The 19,999-nt window shown below is 74.2% G+C and carries 17 protein-coding genes; 8 read left to right on the top strand and 9 right to left on the bottom strand.

Translation table 11 applies throughout. From position 1 onward, the window contains the following. Window positions 1–17: 17 nt before the first annotated feature. Complete coding sequence (locus ACIRVK_RS16575) at window positions 18–983, bottom strand: nucleoside hydrolase (RefSeq protein ID WP_404247469.1); 966 nt, start codon at window positions 981–983, stop codon at window positions 18–20. 41 nt (window positions 984–1,024) lie between these two features. Continuing rightward, the gene (gene thrS / locus ACIRVK_RS16580) at window positions 1,025–2,245 is read right to left on the bottom strand and encodes a threonine--tRNA ligase (protein WP_404247471.1); all 1,221 of its coding nucleotides are present in this window, start codon (window positions 2,243–2,245) and stop codon (window positions 1,025–1,027) included. A 283-nt stretch (window positions 2,246–2,528) separates the two neighbouring features. Here thrS and ACIRVK_RS16585 point away from each other — a divergent pair, with 283 nt between their 5' ends. Beyond that, window positions 2,529–3,299 (top strand): hypothetical protein, encoded by a 771-nt coding sequence (locus ACIRVK_RS16585; RefSeq protein WP_404247472.1) that lies wholly within the window; start codon window positions 2,529–2,531, stop codon window positions 3,297–3,299. 105 nt (window positions 3,300–3,404) lie between these two features. On the opposite strand, the gene ACIRVK_RS16590 is transcribed toward ACIRVK_RS16585, so the two are convergent. Beyond that, a complete protein-coding gene (locus ACIRVK_RS16590) occupies window positions 3,405–4,214 on the bottom strand; it encodes a GAF and ANTAR domain-containing protein (protein ID WP_404247474.1) in 810 nt (269 codons plus the stop codon). Between the two features lie 135 nt (window positions 4,215–4,349). Continuing rightward, window positions 4,350–5,693 carry a tetratricopeptide repeat protein gene (locus ACIRVK_RS16595; protein ID WP_404247476.1) on the bottom strand — a complete coding sequence of 448 codons (1,344 nt, stop codon included), beginning with the start codon at window positions 5,691–5,693 and terminating at the stop codon, window positions 4,350–4,352. Between the two features lie 109 nt (window positions 5,694–5,802). Between ACIRVK_RS16595 and ACIRVK_RS16600 the strand changes: the two genes are divergently transcribed. Both ACIRVK_RS16600 and ACIRVK_RS16605 read left to right on the top strand, forming a co-directional pair. After that, a complete protein-coding gene (locus ACIRVK_RS16600) occupies window positions 5,803–5,961 on the top strand; it encodes a hypothetical protein (RefSeq protein ID WP_404247478.1) in 159 nt (52 codons plus the stop codon). Between the two features lie 59 nt (window positions 5,962–6,020). Next, complete coding sequence (locus ACIRVK_RS16605) at window positions 6,021–7,256, top strand: amidohydrolase (protein ID WP_404247480.1); 1,236 nt, start codon at window positions 6,021–6,023, stop codon at window positions 7,254–7,256. A 12-nt stretch (window positions 7,257–7,268) separates the two neighbouring features. On the opposite strand, the gene ACIRVK_RS16610 is transcribed toward ACIRVK_RS16605, so the two are convergent. From ACIRVK_RS16610 to ACIRVK_RS16625, 4 genes are read right to left on the bottom strand one after another with little or no spacing between them, the layout of a single operon-like run. After that, the gene (locus tag ACIRVK_RS16610; protein WP_404247482.1) at window positions 7,269–8,630 is read right to left on the bottom strand and encodes an extracellular solute-binding protein; all 1,362 of its coding nucleotides are present in this window, start codon (window positions 8,628–8,630) and stop codon (window positions 7,269–7,271) included. Continuing rightward, window positions 8,630–11,188 (bottom strand): substrate-binding domain-containing protein, encoded by a 2,559-nt coding sequence (locus ACIRVK_RS16615; protein WP_404247484.1) that lies wholly within the window; start codon window positions 11,186–11,188, stop codon window positions 8,630–8,632. Before ACIRVK_RS16615 ends, ACIRVK_RS16610 begins: the two co-directional genes overlap by 1 nt. A gap of 4 nt (window positions 11,189–11,192) precedes the next feature. Beyond that, complete coding sequence (locus ACIRVK_RS16620) at window positions 11,193–11,558, bottom strand: hypothetical protein (RefSeq protein WP_404247486.1); 366 nt, start codon at window positions 11,556–11,558, stop codon at window positions 11,193–11,195. A gap of 58 nt (window positions 11,559–11,616) precedes the next feature. Continuing rightward, window positions 11,617–13,251, bottom strand: a complete 1,635-nt coding sequence (locus ACIRVK_RS16625; RefSeq protein WP_404247488.1) for a hypothetical protein — start codon at window positions 13,249–13,251, stop codon at window positions 11,617–11,619. 173 nt (window positions 13,252–13,424) lie between these two features. Between ACIRVK_RS16625 and ACIRVK_RS16630 the strand changes: the two genes are divergently transcribed. Then, a complete protein-coding gene (locus ACIRVK_RS16630) occupies window positions 13,425–13,892 on the top strand; it encodes a hypothetical protein (protein ID WP_404247490.1) in 468 nt (155 codons plus the stop codon). Window positions 13,893–14,004: 112 nt separating this feature from the next. After that, on the top strand, window positions 14,005–14,928 hold the full coding sequence (locus ACIRVK_RS16635; protein ID WP_404247492.1) for a hypothetical protein: 924 nt from the start codon (window positions 14,005–14,007) through the stop codon (window positions 14,926–14,928). Window positions 14,929–14,965: 37 nt separating this feature from the next. On the opposite strand, the gene ACIRVK_RS16640 is transcribed toward ACIRVK_RS16635, so the two are convergent. Continuing rightward, a complete protein-coding gene (locus tag ACIRVK_RS16640; RefSeq protein ID WP_404247494.1) occupies window positions 14,966–16,288 on the bottom strand; it encodes a PLP-dependent aminotransferase family protein in 1,323 nt (440 codons plus the stop codon). Between the two features lie 79 nt (window positions 16,289–16,367). Here ACIRVK_RS16640 and ACIRVK_RS16645 point away from each other — a divergent pair, with 79 nt between their 5' ends. The 3 genes from ACIRVK_RS16645 to ACIRVK_RS16655 all read left to right on the top strand — a co-directional run bounded on the left by ACIRVK_RS16645 (window position 16,368) and on the right by ACIRVK_RS16655 (window position 19,878). Then, window positions 16,368–17,117 (top strand): alpha/beta fold hydrolase, encoded by a 750-nt coding sequence (locus tag ACIRVK_RS16645; RefSeq protein WP_404247496.1) that lies wholly within the window; start codon window positions 16,368–16,370, stop codon window positions 17,115–17,117. Between the two features lie 11 nt (window positions 17,118–17,128). Then, the gene (locus ACIRVK_RS16650) at window positions 17,129–18,079 is read left to right on the top strand and encodes an endonuclease/exonuclease/phosphatase family protein (RefSeq protein WP_404247498.1); all 951 of its coding nucleotides are present in this window, start codon (window positions 17,129–17,131) and stop codon (window positions 18,077–18,079) included. 134 nt (window positions 18,080–18,213) lie between these two features. After that, window positions 18,214–19,878 carry a VWA domain-containing protein gene (locus ACIRVK_RS16655; protein ID WP_404247500.1) on the top strand — a complete coding sequence of 555 codons (1,665 nt, stop codon included), beginning with the start codon at window positions 18,214–18,216 and terminating at the stop codon, window positions 19,876–19,878. Window positions 19,879–19,999 lie beyond the last annotated feature (121 nt).

Here is a 19,999-nt window from a genome sequence, read left to right on the forward strand (position 1 = left end):
CCCGCAGGACGGTGGCGCTACGGCTTCTCCACCGCCGACAGCCACAGCTTGACGAAACGGTCCACGTCCACGTCCAACGCCACGTCCACCAGGGGCTGTTCGCGAGCACCCTCGTGGATCTCGGACTCGCCGGGGCGGGCGCGGCGGTCGACGATGGTCTGGCCCCGGGTGGGTCCGGGGACGAGGGAGACCTCGACGGGGAGCAGGCTGGTGGTGATGCCGGCCGGGTCGGCGACCGAGCAGACCGCGCCCGCGTCGCCGAGCCCGCCGGCCGGGTCGTCGCTGTCGGGATCGGGCGAGGCCGGGCGGTGGGCGAGGAGTTCACCGGCGAGCCGGGTGCCCGGTTCCGCGCTCGCCCGCAGCCGCCGTACGTCCGCGCCCGGCACGATCACCCGCTGGAAGACGTCGAGGCCGTACATGGTGATCGGCACGCCGGCGGTGAGCAGGACGGCGGCCGCCTCCGGGTCGTGCCAGACGTTGAACTCGGCGACCGGGGTGGCGTTCCCGGTGGCGACCGCGCCGCCCATGAAGACGATCCGCTCGATGTTGCGGACCACCTCCGGGTGCGTCCGCAGCAGCAGCGCGATGTTGGTCAGCGGCGCCGTCGGGACCAGCGTCACCGGACGCGGCGAGGCCAGGATCTCGCGGCGCAGCAGCGTCACCGCGTCCACCTCGGCCGGGGTGCGGGTCGGCGCGGGCAGCCCGAGGTCGCCCATCCCGTCCACACCGTGCACGTGCCGTGCCGTGCGCACCGGCTCGATCAACGGCCGCTCGGCGCCCCGCCCGACGGGGATGTCCGGGCCGCCGGCCTGCTCCAGCACCGTGAGGGTGTTGCGGACCACGCCGTCCACGTCGGTGTTCCCGGCGACACAGGTGATCGCCCGCAGGTCGATCCCCGGGTGCCGCACCGCGAACAGCAGGGCCAGGGCGTCGTCGACGCCGGTGTCGCAGTCGATGATCACCGGAATGGGCTGACCGGTCACGGCGGGCTCCCTCGTCGACGGGCGTCTCTACGACACCGACCTTACGCAGCCGCCCACAGCTCGGCGCCACGAGCGTCCACCCGCTCGCCGATCCGCCGCAACAGCTCCCCGGCCGGCAGCGCACCCGGGCGGCTCCCGTCCCGCAGGCGTGCGGCGGCCAGGTCACCGGCCGCCTCGCGCTCGCCGATCACCGCCTGGTACGGCACGAGGCGGGCGGCGCGGACGCGTGCGCCCAGGCTGCCGTGCTCGGGGCCGGCGAGTTCGGCCCGCAGGCCCTGGGCGAGCGCCCTCTCCAGCAGCGCCCGGGCCTGTGGCCGCTGCTCCTCCGACACGGGCAGCACCACCAGCTGGACGGGCGCGAGCCACGCCGGGAAGGCGCCGCGGTGCTGTTCGACGAGATGCGCGACCACCCGTTCCATGCTGCCGACGACGCTGCGGTGGACCATGACCGGCCGGTGTTTCGCGCCGTCGGCGCCGACGTAGCGCAGGTCGAAGCGCTCGGGCTGGTGGAAGTCGATCTGGACGGTGGAGAGGGTGGACTCACGGCCGGCCGGGTCGGCGATCTGCACGTCGATCTTGGGGCCGTAGAACGCGGCCTCGCCCTCGGCCGCCTCGTGGTCGACGCCGAGGTCCGACAGCACCTCGCGCAGCAGGGCGGTGGCCCGCTTCCACAGGGCGGGATCGGCGACGTACTTGCCGCCCTCGCCGGGCAGGGAGAGGCGGTGGCGGGCCGGCCTGATGCCGAGGTCGGCGTAGGCGCGGGCGATCATCTCCAGGGCGCCGCGCGCCTCCTCGACCGCCTGGTCCAGGGTGCAGAAGATGTGCGCGTCGTTGAGCTGGATGGCGCGCACCCGGGTCAGGCCGCCCAGCACACCGGACGGCTCGGAGCGGTACATGCCGCCCACCTCGGCGATGCGGAGGGGAAGTTCGCGGTAGCTGCGGGCACGGGAGCGGTAGATGAGGGCGTGGTGGGGGCACAGGCTCGGGCGCAGTACGACCTCCTCGCCGCCCAGCCGCATCGGCGGGAACATGTCGTCGCCGTAGTGCGCCCAGTGCCCGGAGATCTCGTACAGCTCCCGCTTGCCGAGGACGGGCGAGTACACGTGCCGGTACCCGGCCGCCCGCTCCAGCCCCCGCACGTACTCCTCCAGCACGTGCCGCACGGTCGCGCCGTCGGGCAGCCAGTACGGCAGCCCGGCGCCCATCAGCGGGTCGGTGTCGAACAGCTCCAGCTCACGGCCGAGTCGCCGGTGGTCGTCCATGGTCCGTCTCCTTGCTCGGGGAGGGACGAGCGACCCACGACGAAGCCCCGGGGCACTCGCCCCGGGGCTTCGGACTCCAGTCCGTCGTTCAGCGCGCCGGGACAGTCTCCGGCGTCGTCGTGGAAAGGGACTGGGCACGCTTCACGGGGCGACGGTAACGCCGCGCGGGCGACTGGCGCGACGGGATTTCCGCTCACCCGTACGGCTCCGCGCGGTGGTGGGCCGAAGGACGTGGTGGTCCCGTGGAGGCGTACCCGATCCTGTACGTCGGTCAGGAGCCCCGATGCCCCGCACCCGCGCGCGTGTCCTCGCCGCCTCCGTCCTCGCCGTGACCACGCTGGTCGGCGCGAGCGCCTGTAGGGCCCTGACGGGCGGGGCGACGGCGCGCGGGCAGGCCGCCTCCTCCGCCGCCGCGCCCCCGCCGGCCGCGCCCGCCGCGCGTCCCCTGACCGCGGCCCAGGCGCAGAACGCGCTCGTCACCCCCGCCGATCTGGGGCCGCCCTGGGCGCCGACGCAGGGGGCGGCGACCTGGCGGGACGGGGTGCTGAAGGCGACCACGGACGCGGCCGACTGCCGACGGCTGCTCGACGCCCTGTACACCGACGACCTGTTCGGCACCCCGGCCCCGGTAAGTGCCGTAGCCGGACTCGACGACTCCCTGGACCAGGCCCAGTTGCGCTACCAGGTGCTCGCGCTGGACGCCGGGGACGTGCGGCGGACGCTGGACTGGATGCGGACACTGCCGCAAACGTGCGGGCGGTTCACGGCGGTGACCCAGCACGGGGCCGTGCAGAGCGTCCAGGTCGTGGACGCGCATCTGCCGGCGGTCGGGGACGCGCGGCAGGGCCTGCGGGTGACGCTGACCGCGCAGACCGCGGACGGCGAGCCGACCGTGCTCACCCTCGACGTCGCCGCGGTGCGGGCCGGCGAGGACACCATCGCCGTCACCGACGGCGGCCTCGGGGACGTCTCGCCGGACGTGACGAAGGCGGCCGTGCAGACGGGCGTGCGGCGGCTGGCCGACGTACGCACGCAGAGCGGGGCGCAGGTCTGACGGTCACCACCCGTCCTACGGGCGTCGCGGTGTCTCCTCCAGGAGTTCCCGCGGGTCGAGCCGGGCGAACAGGTCGAGCGGGTCGAAGTGGTGCCGGAGCCCTCGTCAGTCACGGTCGAACCTCTTCCTCTGCGAGACGATGTCGCGCGCCACCTCGAGCGCGGTGCGGTTCAGCGCGAACGCGCGGGCGCGCAGCCGGGCCAACGCCTCGTCGGAGCCCACGCCGAGCTGCGCCATGATCATGCCGATGGCCTGGTAGACCTCGTCGTGGTCGGTGGCGAGACCGCTCAGCCACGGTTCGTCTCCCCCCGGCTGCCCGTTCTCCGCCTGCCGCGGCAGCGCCATCAGGGCCAGCGTCATGAGGCTCGCGACCAGCAGGGCGGTGCGCACCTCGCGCTGGGTCAGCTCACCAGGGGTGTCCCGGTACAGGTCGAGCGTGCCCACGCAGACGGCGTCGTTGCCCAGCGGCATCGAGTAGACGGCCGACACCCCGGCGGCGGTCGCCTGCTGCGCGAACACCGGCCAGCGGCGCGCGTCCGCGCCCGCGCTCAGGTCGGAGGCGAGCACGGGGGCGCCGATCTCGGCCGCGTACATGCACGGGCCGTCGCCGAGCGTGGCCTGCACCTCCGACAGATGGGCGGCCTGCTCGTCGCTGGCGCTGAGCTGGATGGGCATGCCGTCGCTGCGCAGGGAGACGCTCGCGCCGACCACCGGCAGCAGCTTCACCGCGACCGAGCACAGCCGCGCGGGGACCTCCACGGGTTCGGCGCCCCGGACGCCCTCGGCGATCACGTCGGCGGCCCGGATCCGGTCGTCGCCGCGTTCCTGGCTCGCGTTGGTGCCGCCCAGACGCGGGTCCTCACCCGACTCGTCGCCGGAGAAGCCGTAGCGGTCGTCCCTGGGCCGCACGGCCACCGCCTCCTTCGCTCGCAGCGCGGCCGTCGTCGGCCATGGGCCCCGGCCGCGGGTTCACCCGGAACAGGGACCGTGGCTCGTGGCTGGCCCGCTGGATGCGCCCACCGACTACCCCTCACCCCGGGCCCGAAACGGTCACAGGGGAGGTTGGGCCGGGGCCGGCCCCAGAGTGGTCGTGCCGGGGGCCGTGCGGTGGCCGAGGCCCGTGCGGTAGGCATCCAGGGCCGCCTCCACGCGGCCGGTGCGACGCAGCAGATCGCCCAGCAGGCGGCACAGGTCGGCCAGGTCACCGGCGGCGCCCGCCCGCTCGAGCAGGCTCAGGGCCCGTACGTAGTGCTCCTCGGCGGCGTCCGTGTCGCGGGCGTCCTCGGCGATGATGCCGAGCAGCCGGTGGGCGGCGGCGGAGTGCAGGGCGCCGCGTTCGGAGTGGAGGTCGCTGAGGACGTCGTTCAGGAGGTCCGCGGCCTCCTCGGACCTGCCGCGCCGGTGCAGGACGTCGGCGAGTTCGACGGCGACCTGGCTGCTGTAGAGCGCGGCACGGCCCGCCGCGAGCATCTTCAGCGCCTGCCGCAACTCGTCCTCCGCCCGCTCCAGTTCGCCGTTCTGGGCGCAGACGTATCCGCGCATCCAGTGGCAGCCCGCGAGTTCCGTGCGCAGGTGCAGGGTCCGGTACAGCTCGGCGGCCTTGGCGAGCGAGGCGTCGGCCTCGGCGGTACGGCCCTCGGCTAGCAGGGTGCGGGCGACGGACCGGTGCATCCGCGCGACCAGGGCGGGGTCGCCGGACTGCGGGGCGAGGGCGAGCGCGAACTCGGCGGCCTGGGCGGCGCGGGCGTGCGCGCCCATGTCCATGTAGGGGCCGATGGCGCTGGCGTAGAGCAGGAGCAGGGCGTCGGGGTCGTGCAGGCCGCCCCGGTTGAGTTCGTCGAGGGTGGACTCCAGCAGGTAGACGGCGTAACGGAGTTCACCGGCGAGGTAGTGGGAGACGGCACGGCCGCGCAGCGCGGGGACCCGGGCGGGCAGGGGGGCGTCGGCGAGGACCCGCTCGGTGTGCTCGAAGTACCGCCGGGCGGCGGTGAGTTCACCGGTGTCCAGGGCGCACTCGCCGAGCCCGAGCAGCGCGGCGGCCTGCACGTCGGCCAGTTGGTGCCGCTGCGCCTCGGCGAGCAGGCCGGCGAACAGGTCGGCCGCCTCCTCCGCCTCCCCGCCCGAGAGCATGCGCTGCGCCTCGGTCAGCCTGAGCCGCAGGTCGGTGGCGAGCCGGGCCGGGCGCCCGGTGAGGAGTTCCTCGTACTCCACCCCGAGCCGCTCGGCGATGTGCCGCAGCGCCTCGTCGGAGGGCCGCACCCGGCCGGCCTCCAGGGTGGAGATGTAGGCGGGCGTGTAGGCGGGCTCCGCCAACTGCTTCTGCGTCAGCCCGCGCTCGCCCCGCAACTGCTGCACCCGGCGCCCGATGGTCTCCGGGTCGTCCCGCTCCGACATCCCCAACTCCCCCTGGCCCTCTTGCCGTTCGGCCCCGTCGACCCCTAGGTTAAACCGCGTATTAAACACGCTTAACCGATTGCTGAAACCGAGCTGTTGCGAGGTGGCCATGCACGACCGCACCAGCACCGCCGAACGCTACGCCCGGGGCGTCGCCGCCGCCCTCGTCGCGGTGGCCGCCCTGGTCCTGGCCGCGAACGCGGGCCCCGCGAGAGCGGACAACGCCGACCAGGTCACCCAGGTACAGCAGGCCCGGCACGGGGGTTGACCGCACCCCGGGACCACTTCCCCCCTCCCCTCGACGGCCGCTTTCCGTACGCTTCCTGGATGACCTCTGCCGCGGCCCGCGCCGCCCTCGACCTCACCGCCGGTCTCCCGGTCGCCGACCTGGAGGACTTCTACCGGGACCTGCACCGCCATCCCGAGCTCTCGCTCAGGGAACACCGCACGGCCGGCAAGCTCGCCGACCGGCTCAGGAAGGCCGGTTACGAGGTCGAGGAGGGCGTCGGCGGCACCGGGGTCACCGGTGTCCTGCGGTCCGGCGACGGGCCGACGGTGCTGCTGCGGGCCGACATGGACGCCCTGCCGGTCACCGAGGAGACCGGCCTGCCGTACGCCTCCGAGGTACCCGGGGTGATGCACGCCTGCGGGCACGACCTGCACGTGACCTGGCTGGCCGGGGCGGCCGAGGCGCTGGCCGCGGGGCGCGACGCCTGGTCCGGCACGCTGGTCGTGGTGGGGCAGCCCGCCGAGGAGACCGGGCGGGGCGCGGCCGCGATGCTCGCGGACGGGCTGTACGAGCGGGTCCCGCGCCCGGACGTGCTGCTCGGCCAGCACGCGGCACCGGGTCCGGCGGGCCTGTACCCGCACGTGCCGGGGCTGATCATGTCGGCGACGACGGACGTCGAGATCGTCGTCCACGGGCGCGGTGGGCACGGCTCGCGGCCGGAGACGACCGTCGACCCGGTGGTGACGGCTGCCCACATCGTCACCCGGCTGCAGACGGTCGTCAGCCGGGAGATCGCGCCCCGCGAGTCGGCGGTGCTGACTGTCGGCCGGATCGAGGCGGGCACGGCCCCGAACATCATCCCGGCCACCGCCCGTGTCTGGCTGAACCTGCGGACCCAGTCGGACGCCGTGCGGGAGCGGATGCTCGCCGCGATCCGCCGGATCGCCGAGGGCGAGTGCCGGGCCGCGGGCTGCCCGCGCGAGCCGGAGGTGCTGCTCGGGGAGGCGTTCCCGATGACGGTGAACGACCCGGCCACCGACCACCGCGTCGCCGAGGTGCACCGGGAGGTGTTCGGCGCGTCGACCGTGTTCGACCCGGGCCCGGCGATGGGCAGCGAGGACTTCTCCCGGCTCGCGGAGGGCGAACTGCCGTACTCCTACTGGTTCGTGACCTCCACCTCCGCGGCGACCTGGGACGCGGCGCCCGGCACCGACCTGATGGAGAAGTTCCTCGCCGTCCCCAGCAACCACAGCCCTCTCTTCGCCCCGGACCTCGCGACGGTCCCCCCGGGCGTACGGACGCTGGTGTCGGGGGCGCTCGCGTACTTGACCTGACCGCTGCACCCGCTAATGCGGCAGTGCCTCCCTGAGGGCCGTGTCCAGGTTTCTGGCCAGTTGCTCGTCGCCGGGCGGGTCGTCGCCGAACAGGGGGCCGAGCTGGGCGATGAAGGTCTGGGTGAAGGCGCCGTACAGGGGAGTGCGGGGGCGCTGGACGGCGGCGCGCAGGGCCGGGAGCAAGGTGGGGCGGGCGTACTTCGGGCGTCCTGCCCCGTCGCGGGGCATGCGGTCGGCGCTCTCGCGGGTCGGGGCGGTGGCGGGGGAGCCGGTGGTGCAGCGCAGGGTGTCGTCGGTGTACGCGGAGACGCGGGTGGCGGCGAACCCCGCGTCCAGCAGGCAGCGTTCGCTCTCCTTGCCGGTGAGGAAGGAGATCAGGTCGGCCGCGCCCCGCGCCCGCCGGGACGACTCGGTCACCGCCAGGTTCTGCCCGCCGAGCACCGCCCGCCCGGGCAGCGGGGCCACGCCCAGCTGCTGGTCGGTGAAGGTGCGGAAGAGGGTGACGTAGCCGTAGGGCCAGAAGCGCAGGAACTCCGTGCGGCCGTCCGCGAAGGCGCCGAGCGAACCGGCCTCGTCGGAGTGCACGGCGTCCGGCAGCAGGTACGGTCCCTCGGTGCGGCGGCGCAGTTCGGCGACGCCCTGCGCCAACTGGTCCACGGTGGCGTCGTAGTGGCCGTCGGCGTCGGTGATCGTGAGCCCGGGCACGGCGGTCGCGAAGGCCTCGAAGGCGTTGACGGTACGGCCCTCGTAGTCGGCCAGCTGGGTGGTCCAGCCCTTCTCGTAGCCCTTGGGGCCGAGGTCGCCCACATCACCCATCAGGGTGTCGAGGTTCGTCCAGGACAGCGGGGCGGCGCCGAGGTCGGTCTGCCGGACGCCGGCCCTCTCCAGCCAGTCGCGCCGGTAGTAGAGCAGCCCGACGTCGCTGTTGAACGGGACCGCGTACACCTTGCCGCCCCAACGGGCGGTGCTGGCCACAGACTTGATGACGTCCCCGGCGATCGTCGACTCCGGCAGGGCCCGCACCAGGTGCGCGGCGGCGAACTCGGGCACCCAGGTCACGTCCAGGTTGACGACGTCGTAGGAGGCGCTGCCGGACTGCAGGGCGCCGAGCAGCTGGCTGCGCTGTTCGTCGGCGCTGCCCGGCAGTTCGACGAGCCGGGCGTGGTAGCCGGTCCGTTTCTCCGCCTGCCGCTTGTTCCAGGCCTCGATGAGCTGCTCGCGGATGCCGTTCTTGCCGGTGACGTCCCGGCCGCTGGCGACGACGATCTCGCCGGGCACCTCGACGGAGGCGGGTCTGTCAGCCTCTGGCCCGCCGGTGCAGGCGACGGCGAGGAGGAGCGCGGCGAGCGGTGCCGCGAGCCTGCGCAGGGTCATCAGTCCTCCCCCGTTCCCGTGCGGGCGACCTCGTCCTTCAGGCCGGTGCCCAGGTCGTGGTCGGCGTCCAGGCAGCGGCCGCCGCTCGCCCCGGAGATCCGGGCGTCCGCCTTGCCGGGGTCGCAGCCGCCACCGACCAGCGACACCATGGTCACCGGCACCCTCGCGGCACGGGCCCGGCCGAGGACGTCGGCGATGTTCCGGCCGGTCAGCTTGTCGTTGTCCTCGTCGTCGGTGATGTACACGATCAGCTGGGGCCGGTCGTCGTCCGTCCCCCGGTGCCGCATGTCGTCGAGCGCGGCGAGCAGCGCGGCGTGCGGATCGGCCTGGGCGTCGGCGACCTCGGCGCGGTCGACGGCCCGTTCGGCGTCCTTGCGGTGGTGCCGGCCGAAGGGCAGCAGCGTCGTGTACGGCCGTCCCCCCGCGCTGCCGGACACCGCCCACACCCCGTACTCGTCCTGCGCGCCGAGGCCGCCGAGGGACTGCTTCAGCAGCCCAGGCCCGCCGCTGGGCCCGTCCCACAGGGCGCTCATGGAACCGGAGTTGTCCAGCAGGTACAGCACCCTGCCGGGTCCGTCGGCTGACCGGTAGCGGCTCAGCGTCGCCTCCATCGACTGCTGTCCGGTCGCCCCGGCGAGCGGGGAGGGGCCGGGCAGCACGCCGTCGGCGGGGGCGCCGGTGTCCAGCAGGGCGCGCCGTCCCGTCGGGCCCCGGAATCCGTCCCGGGCGAACACGGCACGTCCGCCCGGGCCGCCGAGCCAGGCGCGGAAACGCTGGGCCGCCTGGTCGCGGGCGGCGCCGTCGCGGTCGGCGTCCTCCCAGCGGACGCGCACGAAGGTGGCCTCGACGCCGGGCACGTCGTCCGGGTACTCGGCGACGCGGGGGCTGCGGGTCGTACGGTCGCAGCCCACACCGGTCCTGAGCAGGAACTCGGGGACGAGGGCGGCGGTGCGGGCGTCGGCGGCGGGGTCGCCGGGCAGCGCGCACAGCAGGTCGGCGGCTGTCTTGGAGGGCGGCCCGGGCTGGGCGACCCGGCGTTCGGCGGCCGCCGTGCCGGCACTGCCGTACAGGCCCATGGTGGCCAGCAGCGCGGCATCCGCGTACTCCGGGTCGGGGCGCCGTACCTGAGCGTCGCTGCTCCGCTGCCGCAGCCGGTCCAGCAGGGCCGACAGCGGCTGTCCGTCACGCTGCGGCGCCGCTGCGGGGGAGAGGTCCGCGGGGACGGCGAGCACGATCGGGGAGTAGGCCAGCGGCCCGTCCTCCTCCAGGTGGGCGACGGTGTCGGTGTCCTGCCCGGCGGTGACGCGGCCGACGTCCGCGGGGGAGGCGGGGATCCAGATGTCCGGCTGCGGGCCGATGTCCCGCTGCGGGTTGGTGTCCTCGTCGCGCGGCTCGTGCCAGGCGTCCGTCTGCCGCCGCAGCGCGTTCACCACGTCGGCGGCGCCCGCGCTGTAGACGGTGATGCCGGTGCGCCGGCAGCCGTCGCCGTCGGCGTTCTGGTCCGAGGTCAGATAGGCGTCGGCCGCGGCGGTGAGGGTGGGCTCGAGGTCCGGGTCGGTCAGGACCCGCAGCTCCAGGGGTGGGGCGCAGGGGGCGGGGGCGGTCCGCAGGGCGGTGAGGCCGTAGGAGCCGAGACCGAGGGTGGCGAGGGCCAGGACGAGCAGGACCCGAGTGAGCACCCGCAGTCCTTGGAACCAGGCGGCGAAGGCCTGCAAACCTGCTCTCGAGGCGCGCCGGAGCGCCTGCCGGCCGCGGCGGACGAGGGACGAGGTCGACGGGGGCGGCGGCGGGGGCGGGGGAGGCGGCCCGGGGTCCCCACGTGCCGACAGCAGGACGTCCTCCCCCGGTTCCGTTCGGCTCAGCGGCTCCCACGGCTCGTCGCGCAACGTCCTCAGCCCGGCGGAGGCCATCCGTACGCGTAAGCGCTCCGCTACCGAACTGAACCGCAACTCCCCGTCCTGCCCCAGCAGTTCGGCCAGCTCGGCGGTGAACGGCGTCGGGGTCCTGTCGTCCCCCGCGTCGATCCGGTTGTTGGCCTGCACGCTCATCAGCAGCAACACCCGCCGCCGGTCCGGGAACTGCTCCCAGATGAAGGCCGCGTTGCCGGCGTAGCAGCAGTCCAGGACCACCACGATCCGCTCGGCCCGGCTAGCGTGCAGCATCGTCAGGACGGTGGTGAAGGTCTCGGCACCGGGGAAGACGGAGTCCTGCCGGCCCCGGTAGACCTGGGCGCCCCGCATCTGCAGGAACAGCTCGTTCGCGGCGCTGGGCACCGCCCCGTGCCCCGCGAAGTACAGCAGCAGCACGCCCTCGGCCTCGGCGGCTGCCGCACCGAGGGCCTGCAGGAAGTCGTGCGGGTACGGCGAGCGCAGCACGGTCACCTCGTCCGCGCCGAACACCCCGCCGCCCTGCAGCGCCTCCGCGAGCCGGTCCAGGTTGTGCCGTACGGCCGGCAGGTCGCCGGGCACGCCGTGCGGAGCCGGCTTGGTGACGTCGTACTCCGACACCCCGACCAGCAGCGCCCGGTTCGCCGTTCCCCGAGGGTCGTAGCGGCTCACGGGGCTACCTGGGGTCGGGGTCCGCGCCGTCCACGTCGACGCGCGGCGGTTCACCGTCCTCGACGTCACGGCGGTTGGACCGCCAGGCCTCCACCGCGACCCGCACCGCGTGCAGCAGTTCCTTGAAGGCCGCGGACGCGCCCGCGCCGATCAGCGCGAGGACGATCTCGTCCCCGAAGCCCATCGGGGCGCCGCCCTCGTCGTCGCTGCGGTCCCGCGCCCTGATCTCCAGCTCACCGCGGCCCAGCCACACCTGGAGCGGCTGCTCCCGCGCCAGCCACTCCTTGAGCGCGCCGACGTCGCTCTCGCTCGCGGTGCGGTCGAGACGCACCCGTATCGCCCGGTTGGCCACTCCATCCCCCTCAGCCATAACTCACCATCATGACACCGGGGTCGCCCACTGGGCAGGGTACGGAACCGGCCGCGCTTCAGCCCTGCGTCTGCAACTGCCGCAACTGCCGCCGCACATGGTCCAGCGCGCCCTGCCGCCGCCCGGGCACCCGCGAGCGCAGATCCGCGAGGCGCGGGCCGATCTCCCGGGCCGCCTCCGCGTCCCGGATCTGCCCCCACTGGTGGTGCGCCCGGTCCACGGCCGCCTCCACCTCCGGCGCGTGGGCCGGCTGCCCCGCCGTCAGCCGCGCCGCGGCCACCGCCAGCCAGGTCCGGCAACTGCGCACCGGATCCCCGGCGAACATCGCCAGATCCGCCCGCACCTCGGCCCAGTGCAACGCGGCCTCGGACCCGGGCCCGTGCGCCTGTACGGCGGCCTGCTCCTGCCGGGCGGCCAACGCATCTGCGTCGGGGTGCCGCCCGCAGCGAACGGCGGCGGAGATGGCGTCGTGGGGGTCGGGGGCGGGCGGGTTGCCGGGGGCCGGGTTGCCGGCGGCCGGCTCCTGAGCGGGCGCGGCGCCAGGCGAACCGTGCACGGCGAACACCAGGCCGACGGGAAGGTCGGCGGGCGTCTGCTGAGCGGCCCCGGCTGTTCCCGGGCCCTTCGCAGCGAGGACCAGGTCGGCGGTCAGGTCACCGGCGGGCGGCTCCTGGTCGGCTCCGGCTGTTCGCGGGCCCTGCGCGGCGAGCAGCAGATCTGCGGGCAGGTCACCGGCGGGCGGCACCTGAGCCGTTTCGGGCCCTCGCCGACCCTGCGCCGCGCGCACCGGGCCGACGGGCAGGTCACCGGCGGGCGGCACTTGAGCGGGCGCGGCTGTTCGCGGGCCCTTCGCAGCGAGCGCCAGGGCTGCGGGTGGGTCACCTGCAGGTGGCTCCTGGTCGGCTCCGGCTGTTCGCGGGCCCTGCGCGGCGAGCAGCAGATCTGCGGGCAGGTCACCGGCGGGCGGCACCTGAGCCGTTTCGGGCCCTCGCCGACCCTGCGCCGCGCGCACCGGGCCGACGGGCAGGTCGCTGGTGGGCGGCTGCTGAGCCGCCACGGCCCCTCGCAGACCCGGTGCCGGGAGGACCAGGCCGGCCGGTTCGTCGGTGATGCGGCTCAGGGCCTGTTGGTGGAGCTGTTCCAGGGGCGGACGGCGGCCGCTTCTCAGGATCGTCGCCACGGCCTTCATGTACGTCGGCACCGCCACCTCCCGCCGGCCCGGCGGTGGCGCGACGCGGCCGTGGACCGTGGTGGTGCGGCCGCAGTCGAGGGGGTTGGCCCGCAGCCACTCCCAGGTCTCCGCGTCCGCGTGCAGGTCGAGCAGGAGGGCGGTCGAACCGGGCGCGCGCAGCCGCAGCTCCTCCCGGATCCAGTGCCAGGGCAGGCCGGTGTAGCGGACCGTGGCGGGGGTCGTCCGGGCCAGCGCGAGGTGCGGCAGCCGCTGACGGCGGTCGAGCTGGATCTGCCCGGCGACGAAGACGGTGAGCGGGCCGGGGGCCGCCGCGGCCGCCCGCAGCCGGGTCAGCACCGCCTGCGGCTCCAGCGGGTCGGCGAGTTCGACGACGTTGGCCGTTTCCGTGCCGGACAGCACGGCCGGCGGGACGGCGGCGAGGACCGGGAGCACGGAGGCCGCGTCCACCAGGCACCCCTTGCCCGCCGGGGCGGCGGCGAGCAGCAGCACGGTTCCTGGCATCGTTCCCTCCCCATCCCCCGGCGATCACGTACGGCAGCACCGTAACCGCTGCGGCTGCAAAGGTGGGCCTCAGGACCGCAAACGACCCCTCCCGCCGACTTGCCACGGCCCCTTCCCAGGTGTGCATTGGTAGGCGGGGGCACTCGGGGGCGAGGAGAGAGAGGAGCGCTCTCATGGCACACACGGCACCCACCACCGGCGGAATGATGGGACGCGTCAGGGCGAACCGGGCGGCCCGGCCCACGCTGACCCCTGACCTCTTCGACGAACGCGTCCACACCGCGGGCCGCTACGGCATCCCCGTCGTCCTCGGACTCGTCTACGGCTTCTGGGCGGCCGCCAACCGCCGCGGCGGCGGCGAGATCACCGGCTGGAACATCCTGTTCGGCTTCGTGACGGCCGCCTGCTTCATCGTGCTGTGCATCGCCGTCGCCACGTTCGCCCCGCTTCTCAAGCGGGAGCTGCACTCGCTCGTGAAGTCCGCCTTCGCCGGGGCCGCGGTCGCCTTCCTCTACGACCAGTCCGGCCAGACCGCCCTGCGGTCCGTGGCCCTGGGCGTGGTGGTGACGGCCGGCATCTTCCTCGTGTTCTTCTACCGGTACTACACACGCGAGGACGCCTCCGGCAACCGCATCCGCTGACGCACGGATTTCCCACCGGTTCGCCCTCCACACCACCCGTTCGGCCCAGCGGATCCACCCGTTCGCAGTCGTCCCGCTCGCGCTCCGGGGCCCCGCGCCGTTGTCTGGGAGCGTGACCGCACGCCTCAGGAGCGCCCTGTCGGCCGCTCTGATCGCCCTCGCCTGTCTGCTCGCGCCCTGCGGCGCGCTAGCGGCCTGGGCGGCGTACGGACTCGCCGACACGGGCGCGTACGTCACCACGATGGCGCCGCTGGCAACGGACCCGAACGTGCGCAACGCGGTCGCCGACACCGTCGGCGCCGGGATCATGGACCAGGTCGGCGACCGCGCCGACGTGCGCCCGATGCGCTCGGCGGTCGGCCCGTTCGTGCACGACGCGGTGCGCTCCTTCACCCGTACCGAGGCCTTCCGGGCCGCCTGGGACACCGCCAACCGGGCCCTGCACGACGCCGTGCTGCGGGCCCTCAACGACGACAGCGAGCAGGACGTGACCGTCGACCTCGCGCCCGTCACCGCCCAGGTCAAGCGTCAACTCACCGATGACCACATGCCGTTGGCGAACCGCATTCCCATCGAGCACACCGCGGTCAACGTCCTCCCGGCCCAGAACCTGGACCGGCTGCGGAAAGGGTTCCACGTGCTGGAAGTCGCCGGTTTCTGGCTCCCCGTGGCGGCCGTCGTGTTCGCCGTCACCGGCATCGCTCTCGCCCTGCGCCGCCGCCGCGCGCTCACCGCGACCGCCCTCGGCACCGCGCTCGGCGGCGCCCTGCTGGGCCTCGCGGTCGCCGTCGGCCGTGGCCTCACCCTGGCCGACCTGCCGGAAGAGGCCCGCCGCCCGGCCGCGGGCGCCGTCTACGACGCCCTGACCGAGACGCTCCGCGAGGCCGCGTGGCTCCTGGTCGCCGTGGGCCTGGCGGTAGCCCTGACCACCTGGCTCACCACGCGCTGGTCCCTGCGCCTCCCCCGCCCCCGACGCCGCCCAGCCCCTACACCGGACCCGACCCAACAACCGACCCAGGCCCAGGCCCAGGCCTGAACGCACCCGGCGCCCACAACCCGGGCCGAGCCCGGCGTCACCCCAGTCCCGCGCCCTCTCGCGCGACCCCCGCCAGCGTCGCCAGCGCCCGTGTCAGGTCCGGCACGGTGGCTGACGCCAGGCCGAGTCTGATCGCGGCCGGGGTGCGGGCGGGGTCCACGGTGAAGGCGGGACCGGGGGTCACGGCGATGCCGTGCCGGGCCGCCGCGGCCGTGAAGGTGTCCGCCCGCCAGGGCGCCGGCAGCTCCCACCACGCGAAGTAGGCACGCGGATCGCACCGCACGCGGAACTCCCCGAGATGCCGCCGCACCAGCCGCTGCCGGCGCCCGGCGTCCTCCCTCTTCGCCGCCACCAACCGAGTCACCGTCCCGTCCTCGATCCACCGCACGGCCGCCTCCAGCGCGAACCGCCCCGCGTTCCACCCTCCGGAGCGCACCACGGCCGCCACCGCCTCAACGCGCGGCGTCGGCACGGCGAGGAAACCGACGGTCAGCCCGGGCGCGACCCGCTTGGAGAGGCCGTCGACGACATGGGTGAGGGCGGGCGCGTAGGCCGCGAAGGGCCGCTCGGTGTCGTCCGCCAGGAAGGACCAGATGCGGTCCTCGACCACGGGAACCCCCAAGTCGGTCACGACGGCCGCCAGTTGACGCCGGCGCGCGTCGCTCATGGTCACCGAGGTCGGGTTGTGCAGGGTCGGCTGGACGTAGAGGGCGGACAGCGGAGCCGTCCGATGGGCGGCCGCCACGGCGTCCGGACACAGCCCGTCCTCGTCCATGGCGAGCGGCACGAGCGTGCGGCCGAGTCGCCCCGCGATCTCCTTGACCAGCGGATACGTCAACGTCTCCACGCCGACCCGGCCGCCCGGCCGGACCAGGGAGGCGAGAGCGGCCGCGATGGCCTGCCGGGCGTTGCCGGTGAAGAGCAACTGCCCGGGCAGCCCGAGCAGCGCCGAGGCCGCCGCGCGGGCGGCCACGGTACCGGCGGCGGGGGCCGGGCGGAGGGCGTCGGTCAACACGTCGGGCCGCAGCAACGGCGCCAGGGCGGGCGCGAGCAGCTCGGACTGGCCCGGCGCGGAAGGGTAGTTGAGCTCCATGTTCACCGGCGCATCCGTCGCCGGCTCGGTGAGCGCCCGCCCGGCCGGCCGCGCGGGGGCGGCCCGCACGAAGGTGCCCCGCCCGACCTCGCCGACGACCAGCCCCCGCCGTACGAGTTCGCCGTACGCCCGCTCCGCCGTCGAGGCGGCGATGCCGTGCCGACGCGCGAACGTCCGCTGCGGCGACAGCCGTTCGCCGGGCTGCAGCCGTCCCGCCGTGATGTCGGCGGCTATGCGGTCGGCGATACGCCGGTAGTCGTGTCCCATGGACCGGATCCCCCTGACATTGCACCGAGGGCAAAGATCTTATTGCACCGAGGAGTTGGGCCGACCTAGGGTCGGCGCCATGGCACTCCCCCTGGTTCTGGTCCACGGCCACCCCTTCGACCACACGATGTGGAACCCGCAAGTCGAGGCGTTCTCCACCACCCGCCGAGTCATCGCCCCCGACCTGCGCGGCTACGGCACCGGCACCTCACCGGCCGGCCCCGAGGTCACGCGCTTCGAGGAGTTCGCCGAGGACATCGAGGCACTGCTGGACGCGGAAGGGGTGGAGGCCTGCGTGCTGGCCGGCCTGTCCATGGGCGGCCAGATCGCGATGGACTGCTACCGGCGGTTCCCGGACCGCATCCGGGGCCTGGTCCTCGCCGACACCTTCGCGGCGGCCGAGACCCCCGAGGGCGTCCGCGTCCGCCACGCGATGGCCGACCGCCTTCTCCGGGAGGGCATGCGCGGGTACGCCGACGAGGTGCTGGAGAAGATGGTCGCCCCGTACGCCGACGCCGACGTCAAGACGCACGTGCACCGCATGATGACGGCCACGTCCCCCGCCTCGGCAGCGGCGGCCCTGCGCGCCCGCGCCGCCCGCCCCGACTACCGCGCGCTGCTGACGACGGTGAGCGTCCCCGCCCTGGTCGTCGTCGGCGAGGACGACACGTACACGCCGGTGGCGGAGGCCGTGGCATTGCACGCGGCCCTGCCTGACGCGACCCTGCACGTCGTCAAGGGCACGGCCCACCTGCCGAACCTGGAACGGCCGGCGGAGTTCAACGAGGTTCTGGGCGGCTTCCTGGCGCGGATCGACACCTGCCCGTAATCTCAGGGTTTGTGACCTCCACGGCCCGGCACCTCGGATCCTGGTCCGCCGGACTGCTGCTGGCCGGCGTCAGCGTGGTGGTGGGCTGCCGGGCGGCCGACACCGACGGCATCACCCCGGTCCCGCAGCTCCTCGCCTTCCTCCCCTGGCTGCTCGCCCCCACCTCCGTGGCCCTGCTCCTGGCCCTGCTGACACGCTGGCGCACGGGCATCGTGTGGTGTCTCGCCGTGCTGGCCCTGCTGGCCTGGTTCATCCAGCCGTACGGAAGCCCCGACGAGCCCCATGGCCCCAACCTCGCCGGTTTCCGGGTCCTCACCTCGAACGTCGAGTTCGGCCAGGGCACAGGCTCCCTCATCCCGGTCATCCGCACCCGGAAACCGGACGTCGTCTTCGTCGAGGAGTGCGAGTACACCTGCCAGGCCAGACTCCGCCGGGACGTCGGCACCGCGTACCCGTACCGGCAGGCCGTGCTGGCCGGCGGCTCCGGCGGGTCCCTCATCCTCAGCCGGTTCCCGCTCGAGGGCACCGCGGGCGTCCCCGGCACCATGGGCATGCCCGGCGCCGTCGCCGACGTGCAGGGGCATCCCGTACGGCTGCAACTCGCGCACCCGATGCCTCCGCTGCCCGGCCAGGTCGACCTGTGGCGCCGGGAGCTCGGGCGGCTGCGGGACGCGGCCGCCGCCACCCGCACGCCGCTGATCCTGGCCGGCGACTTCAACTCCTCCCAGGACCACGCGGCCTTCCGCCGCATCCTGGCCAGCGGTCTGCGCGACGCCGCCCGGCTCGCGGGCCACGACCGCACCCCGAGCTGGCCGTCCCGCACCGCGGCGGTGATCGGCACACAGATCGACCACGTCCTGGTGTCGAAGGACTTCTCGGCGAGCGGCGCCCGTTTCCTGCACGTGTCCGACACCGACCACCGCGCGCTCGTCGTGGACGTCACGCTTCACCAACGGGGATGACAGGTGAGGCGGTATTGACACAAGACGGTTTCCCTCTCCCGCCCCTCCTCAAGATCGCCATCCGGGGCCGCTAACCTTACGTGTCCGTCCTGGCCAGCGATTGACGGTTTCACCTCACGCGAAGGGTTGCGCGCATGGGCATTCTCACTCACCTGCGAAACGCGTTCGGCAGGTCACGCAAGGGGCGTGCCACCGAAGCAGAGGGTGCCGACCGAACGCCTTCGCAGTCCCCCGAACCGACGGTCCCCGCCCCTTCCCACGAGCCCGACCCGACCCCCGCGTCCCAGCTCCCGGAACCCCGCACCGAAACGCCCGACGAACACGAACTGGTCGCAGCGGCCTTCGACAAGGTAACGGTCCCGAAGCCGACCCGCTCGCCGGAACCGACGGGGGCCGAGGCGACGGAGGCAGAGGCTGCCGCTGAGGCGCCGGAGACCGAGGCCGGCATTGAGGTTGCGGAAACCCAGGCCGGCATTGAGGTTGCAGAGGCCGAGGTGGCGGAGGCCGGGTCTGTGGAGCCGGTGGCGGTCGAGGTGACGGAGCCCGAGGCAGTGGAGCCGCCGAAGACCGAGGCTGACGCCGAGCCGAGCGAGACGGAGGTAGTGGAGCCGCCGAAGAGCGAGGCTGACGCCGAGCCGAGCGAGACGGAGGTAGTGGAGCCGCCGAAGAGCGAGGCTGACGCCGAGCCGAGCGAGACGGAGGTAGTGGAGCCGCCGAAGGCCGAGGCTGTCGTCGAGCCAGCGGCCTTCGAGCCGACCGAGCCCGAGCCCGAGCCGACCGAGCCCGAGGCGGCTGAGCCCACGGTGGAAGAGTCGCCGGACCCGACGGCTGCCGAGCCCGCGGTGGCTGAGCCGGTCGCGGACGAGCCGACGCCTGTGCCGGTGCCCGAAGCGGAGTCCGAGCCGGTGGCGGAGCCCGAGCCCGAGGCTGTGCCGGAAAACGAGGCCGCGGCCGCCGACGGCGAGGACGCCCCACAGGGGCCACCCGCACCCGACGACGAAAGCGCCACGGGCGGTGCGGGTGGAAAGGACTCCCCGGCCGAAGGCGAAGCCGAGGCCGAACCCCCCGCCCAAACCCCTGCGGCCGCCGACGGCGAGGACGCCCCACAGGGGCCACCCGCACCCGACGACGAAAGCGCCACGGGCGGTGCGGGTGGGAACAACACCCCCTCAGACACCGACGCCGCCGCGGCCGCCCTCGCCAAAGCCAACCTCACCGGCACCCGAGCGCAGCTCTACCTCGTACTCGACCGCTCCGCGAGCATGCGCCCGTACTACAAGGACGGCTCGGCTCAGGCCCTGGCCGACCAGACCCTCGCCCTGGCGGAGCACCTCACCCCCGACGACACCCCCACCGTCCACGTCGTCTTCTTCTCCACCGAGGTCGACGGCACGACGGACCTCACCCCCGCGTCCCCCGAGAACGCGATCGACGAGGCCCACGCCAACCTCGGCCGCATGGGCCGTACCAGCTACCACGCCGCCGTAGAGGCCGTACTCGCGCACTACGACAAGAACACCACCCCCGGCGGCCCCGCCACCCCCGCCCTGGTCGTCTTCCAGACCGACGGCGCCCCGGACGCGAAGACCCCCGCCACCCGGTCCCTGACCGACGCCGCGAAGTCCCACCCCGCCGTCTTCTTCTCCTTCGTCGCGTTCGGCGACCACGACAACAAGGCCTTCGACTACCTCCGCAAACTGAAGACCGACAACACGGCCTTCTTCCACGCGGGCCCGACCCCCCTGGAGCTCACGGACGCCGAGCTCTACGACGGCATCCTGATCGACTGGCGCCCGTAAGCCCCGGAGCCCCCGCAGCACCCTCCATGCCGCCCGCTTCCCATCCCGTAAAACGGGAGGCGGGCGGCATACACATGTCGGCTACGATTTCAAGGTTCGCAGTAGCAGCAGAAACCGACCT

The organism is Streptomyces sp. NPDC101152 (assembly GCF_044768275.1).
Taxonomy (GTDB): Bacteria; Actinomycetota; Actinomycetes; order Streptomycetales; family Streptomycetaceae; genus Streptomyces.